General features: G+C 73.5%; 6 protein-coding genes. 3 read left to right on the forward strand and 3 right to left on the reverse strand.

Going from position 1 to position 4418, the window contains the following annotated elements; translation table 11 throughout:
- Window positions 1-359: 359 nt before the first annotated feature.
- Genes K4G64_RS38510 through K4G64_RS38520 form a run of 3 tightly spaced genes read right to left on the reverse strand, consistent with a single transcriptional unit; the run spans window position 360 to window position 1910 of the window.
- Window positions 360-1184, reverse strand: a complete 825-nt coding sequence (locus K4G64_RS38510; RefSeq protein ID WP_221760502.1) for a rod shape-determining protein — start codon at window positions 1182-1184, stop codon at window positions 360-362.
- Window positions 1181-1555: a TraR/DksA C4-type zinc finger protein gene (locus K4G64_RS38515; protein WP_221760503.1), complete on the reverse strand. Its 375-nt coding sequence runs from the start codon at window positions 1553-1555 to the stop codon at window positions 1181-1183. Before K4G64_RS38515 ends, K4G64_RS38510 begins: the two co-directional genes overlap by 4 nt.
- Before the next feature lie 43 nt (window positions 1556-1598).
- Window positions 1599-1910, reverse strand: a complete 312-nt coding sequence (locus K4G64_RS38520; protein WP_221760504.1) for a TraR/DksA C4-type zinc finger protein — start codon at window positions 1908-1910, stop codon at window positions 1599-1601.
- A 373-nt stretch (window positions 1911-2283) separates the two neighbouring features.
- Here K4G64_RS38520 and K4G64_RS38525 point away from each other — a divergent pair, with 373 nt between their 5' ends.
- From K4G64_RS38525 to K4G64_RS38535, 3 genes are read left to right on the forward strand one after another with little or no spacing between them, the layout of a single operon-like run.
- Window positions 2284-3237: a sensor histidine kinase gene (locus K4G64_RS38525; RefSeq protein WP_221760505.1), complete on the forward strand. Its 954-nt coding sequence runs from the start codon at window positions 2284-2286 to the stop codon at window positions 3235-3237.
- Between the two features lie 2 nt (window positions 3238-3239).
- Window positions 3240-3923, forward strand: coding sequence for a response regulator transcription factor (locus tag K4G64_RS38530; RefSeq protein WP_221760506.1), 684 nt, complete (start codon window positions 3240-3242; stop codon window positions 3921-3923).
- A 47-nt stretch (window positions 3924-3970) separates the two neighbouring features.
- A complete protein-coding gene (locus tag K4G64_RS38535) occupies window positions 3971-4405 on the forward strand; it encodes a hypothetical protein (protein WP_221760507.1) in 435 nt (144 codons plus the stop codon).
- Window positions 4406-4418 lie beyond the last annotated feature (13 nt).

Consider the following 4418-nt stretch of genomic DNA (forward strand, 5'->3'; position numbering starts at 1 on the left):
GGCGGGGGCGTGCGGCCGGGCATGGCTCCTCCTTTCGGCGGTGGACACGGCGTGTGCGGGGCCGGCCGGGCCCGAGGGCAGGGCGCGGCGGACCAGGGTTCATCGCGAAACGGGCGTCGGCGCGCGGCACGTTCGGGGCCGTCCCAGGCCGGGTCCGCAAAGTCCCGTCGTCCGCCCGGAGGGCGGGTCCCGCGGCGTCTGGTGCGTGCTCTCGGCGTGCCGGGCGGAGTCCCTCGTACCGGACGTACTTGGGGCTTCGCCCGGTGCGGCGAGTGGGGGTACCCCCTGCTCGAGCGGAGTCGAGAGCTCGGGGGCGCGTGCCAGGCGTCGCGGGGCAGGCGGGACTTTGCGGCCACGGCCTAGTGGGGCCGGGCGACGGGCGGGAGGGCCGCGGAGGCCGAGGGGTGGGTGTGGGCGGCCTGGAGGAACCTCGCGGCGCCGCGGACGGCCGCGCTGTGCGGGGCCGGGACGATGCGCACCGGCGCCTTGAGGCGAGCGGTGAGGGGGTGGGTGATGTCGGGGCGCAGGGCTCCCCCGCCGGCCAGGAGGAGGCCGCGTCGCAGGGCTCCGGCGCTGAGCGAGGTGCGGTCCTGGCGGCGGATCGCGGTCAGCATCGCGACCACCGCCTCGACGAGTTGCTCGGGCGTGGTCGTCTCGTCGAGGTCGCTGGTGCCCACGGCCGTTCGGTGCGCGTCGGTGACGGCGCCGTCGCACAGCAGGACCACCTCGGTGAGATGGGCGCCGATGTCCACCACCAACTGCGGCCGGGACAGGTCCGCGTCGGCGGCCAGGGCGATGCTCCGGGCGCTGGGCACGGTGAGGACGCTGCGCGGCCGAAGCACCTCGACGGCGGCGCGGGCCCGGGTGCGGTAGGCGACGCCGTCCAGGACCGGCGTGGTGACGATGACCATGGGCCGGGTGAAGCGTGGCAACCGGTGACCGAGCAGCCGCTGCAGCATCCGGGAACACCCCGGAGTGTCGATGATGGTCCCGCGCTGCACGGGGTGGACCGCGCCGGTGCCGGGGAAGGTGACGGTGGGCACGTCGACGACCGTGCCCTTGCCGGCGAGCCAGACGCGGGTGCGGGCGCTGCCCATGTCCAGGGCGATGCCGCAGCAACTCCGGCACAAGGGCCACGGCCGGTGACGGGCGACGTGACCGGCCGGGTCGTGGGCGTCGGTCATGGCTGTGCCTCCTTGACCTGCTGGCAGCGGGCGCAGTAGCGGGCCTGCGGCACGATCATGAGCCGTTCCCGTTCGACCGGGCGCCGGCACAGGTGGCAGGTGCCGTAGGAGCCCTCGTTCATGCGGGTGAGGGCTGCTTCGACGTCGGTGAGGACCATGCGGGCGGAGGCGGCGAGTTTGACGCGGACCTCGATCTGCGCGGCGGCCCGCTGCCGGATCCGGTCCTCGGCCCGGGAGGTGACCGGGCCGGCGAGCAGGCACAGTTGCTCCTGGCGGAACAGGCGCTGCTCGTGGAGGTTCTCGCGCAGCGCCGCGAGGTCCTCGGCCGACAGGTGCGTCGTGCTCTCGTCGATGGTCTGGTGGTTCACCACGTCACCCCTTTGCGGCAGGGCGTAGGAGGTCGGTACGGGAGGGTCAGGCCGCGCGGCGCTGGCAGGCGACGCAGTGGCGGGTGTAGGGCAGGATCTCGAGCCGCTCCGCGGGCACGGGCTTCGCGCAGCCCACGCAGGTCCCGTAGGTACCGTCGTCGATGCGAGCGAAGGCTTCCTCGATCTCTTCGAGGACCCGTTCCATCGCGGTCTTCTGCGCGGACAGCAGGTGATCGTCCGTGCTGCGCTCGCTCTCGTCGAGGGCACGCAGCTGGGCCAGCCGCGAGGTGCGGGCGTGTTCCAGGCGCCGGCGGGCCTCGTGGGGGTGGGGTTCGATCCGGGTGACATCGAGCGACATGGTCGGTCTCTTTCTCGGCGGCATACGGCGGGTGCGCGGCGGCGCGGGTCGGTCATGCGCGGCGGGCGGCCCGGCGGCGTTGCCGGACCGCCCGTCCGCTGTCGGGTGGTCGTGTGTTCTCCACTCTGGCCGGGCGCGCGGCGGATACCCATCGGGCGCGGGCCCCATTTGCACCGGGTCGAGGGACCCATGCGGCCGCGCCATGGGTGGTGCGTGCCCGTGGAAATGGGGGCCAGGTCCCATGGACGGGGGCGCGGTGAGGGGACAGCCTGAACGCAGGCTTGCTCAGTGCCCGGGCCGCGAACGCGGTGGGCTCCGCGATGGCCGACAGTGGAGGTGAGACCGAGTTCGTAGAAGGGGAGGCGCGGGGACGGTGTCCTTGTTCTGGCGGATCTTCGCCCTCAACGCCGTGGTGCTGGGCACGGCCACGGCCCTGCTGCTGTGGGCTCCGGTGACCGTCTCCGTGCCGGTGCTGCTGACCGAGGCGTTCATCCTGGTCGGCGGCCTGGCCGTCATGCTCGTCGCTAACGCCGCGCTGCTGCGGCTCGGACTGGCCCCGCTGGACCGGCTCACCAAGCTGATGACCACCGTGGACCTGCTGCGTCCCGGGCAGCGCCTGCCCGCTTCCGGCGGTGGGGGTGTCGCGGAGGTGATCCGCACGTTCAACGCCATGCTGGAGCGGCTGGAGCAGGAGAGGGTCACCAGCAGCGCCCGGGCCCTGCTGGCCCAGGAGGCGGAACGCCGGCGCATCGCCCAGGAATTGCACGACGAGGTCGGCCAGAGCATGACCGCGATCCTGCTGGGGCTCAAGCGTTCCGCGGACGACGCGCCGGAGCCGCTGCGCGAGGAGCTGCAGGAGTTGCAGGAGATCACCCGGGAGAGCCTCGACGAGGTCCGTCGTCTGGTGCGCCGCCTGCGCCCCGGAGTGCTGGACGACCTGGGTCTGGTGAGCGCGCTGACCTCGCTCAGCGAGGACTTCGCCACGCACACCCGGCTGTTGGTCACGCGCCGTTTCGATGCCGACCTGCCCGCTCTGCCGCCGGAGACGGAGCTGGTCCTCTACCGCGTCGCCCAGGAGTCGCTGACCAACGTCGCCCGCCACGCGGACGCCGGGCGGGTCACGGTCGCCCTGCGCCGCGCCGACGACAGCGTGGTGCTGACGGTGACCGACGACGGCAGTGGCATCGAGGCGCCCCGTGAAGGCGCCGGCATCCGCGGCATGCGCGAGCGCGCCCTGCTCGTCGAAGGCAGCCTGGAGATCACCCCGGCACCCCACGCCGGCACCCGCGTCCAGCTCACCGCGCCCGTCGCGAGGAAGCAGCCCTGACCATGTCCGACACGACCACGCCCGCCCCGACGCCATCGAGCACGATCCGCGTCCTGCTCGCCGACGACCACGCACTGGTCCGGCGCGGTGTGCGGCTCATCCTCGACCAGCAGCCGGACCTCGAAGTGGTCGCCGAGGCCGGTGACGGAGCCGAGGCCATCGAACTGGCCCGCACCAGCGAGGTCGACCTGGCCGTGCTCGACATCGCCATGCCCCGTCTGACCGGACTCCAGGCAGCCCGCGAACTGGCCGCTCTCAAGCCGGGCCTGCGGATCCTGATGCTCACCATGCACGACAACGAGCAGTACTTCTTCCAAGCCCTGAAGGCCGGCGCGAGCGGGTACGTGCTGAAGTCCGTGGCCGACCGGGACCTGGTCGCCGCCTGCCGGGCCGCGATGCGCGACGAGCCCTTCCTGTACCCCGGCGCGGTCACCGCCCTGATCCGCAACTACCTCGACCGGGCCCGCCACGGGGACGAGACGCCCGATCAGATCCTCACCCCCCGCGAGGAGGAGGTTCTCAAGCTGGTCGCCGAGGGCCACTCCTCCAAGGAGATCGCGGACCTGCTGTTCATCAGCATCAAGACCGTCCAGCGCCACCGCGCCAACCTGCTGCAGAAGCTCGGCCTGCGCGACCGCCTCGACCTGACCCGCTACGCCATCCGCGCCGGACTGATCGAGCCCTGACCCGGAGGCGGGCCCGGTCCGCACACCACGACGAGAGAGGGGGGAGGGTGCGCCACACCGTGCACGCGGCGTCCGCCGACCGCGCCACCCGGCCCCACTCCCCCGTCGGCGCGGCGCTGGCCGTCGTCGTCCTGGCGGTGCTGACCACACTCGGCATCGCCGCTCCGCAGCCCGGGGCGTGGGGCACGGGAGCGGCCGGCGCACCCGTGGCCGCAGACCTCCACCGGTACGACGGGACACGCGCCGACGACGGATGCGACGCCGCCTGCGTCGTCCGGGCGGCCACCCGCCACGAGCAGCCGCACGGCGAGCAACCGGCCCCGCGCGGACACCTCGGCACCTGCGGCGAGAGCGCGGACACCACACCGTGCCGGCTTCCCGGCCCGTACGGGGCTCCGGCCGGGCACGTGCCCTCCTCACAGCCGCACAAAACGCAGGACCGGGGGCGGGCGCCCCCGGTGCTGCGTTTTGTGCGGCTGTGAGGAGGGCACGTGC

This window comes from Streptomyces sp. WAC04114, assembly GCF_019733245.1.
In the GTDB taxonomy this organism is placed as follows: Bacteria; Actinomycetota; Actinomycetes; order Streptomycetales; family Streptomycetaceae; genus Streptomyces; species Streptomyces massasporeus_A.

Excerpts from the sequence above, each read along its gene's own strand:
- K4G64_RS38520 (WP_221760504.1), bottom strand. The coding sequence starts at position 1,910 with ATGTCGCTCGATGTCACCCGGATCGAACCCCACCCCCACGAGGCCCGC.
- K4G64_RS38530 (WP_221760506.1), top strand. The coding sequence starts at position 3,240 with ATGTCCGACACGACCACGCCCGCCCCGACGCCATCGAGCACGATCCGC.
- K4G64_RS38510 (WP_221760502.1), bottom strand. The coding sequence starts at position 1,184 with ATGACCGACGCCCACGACCCGGCCGGTCACGTCGCCCGTCACCGGCCG.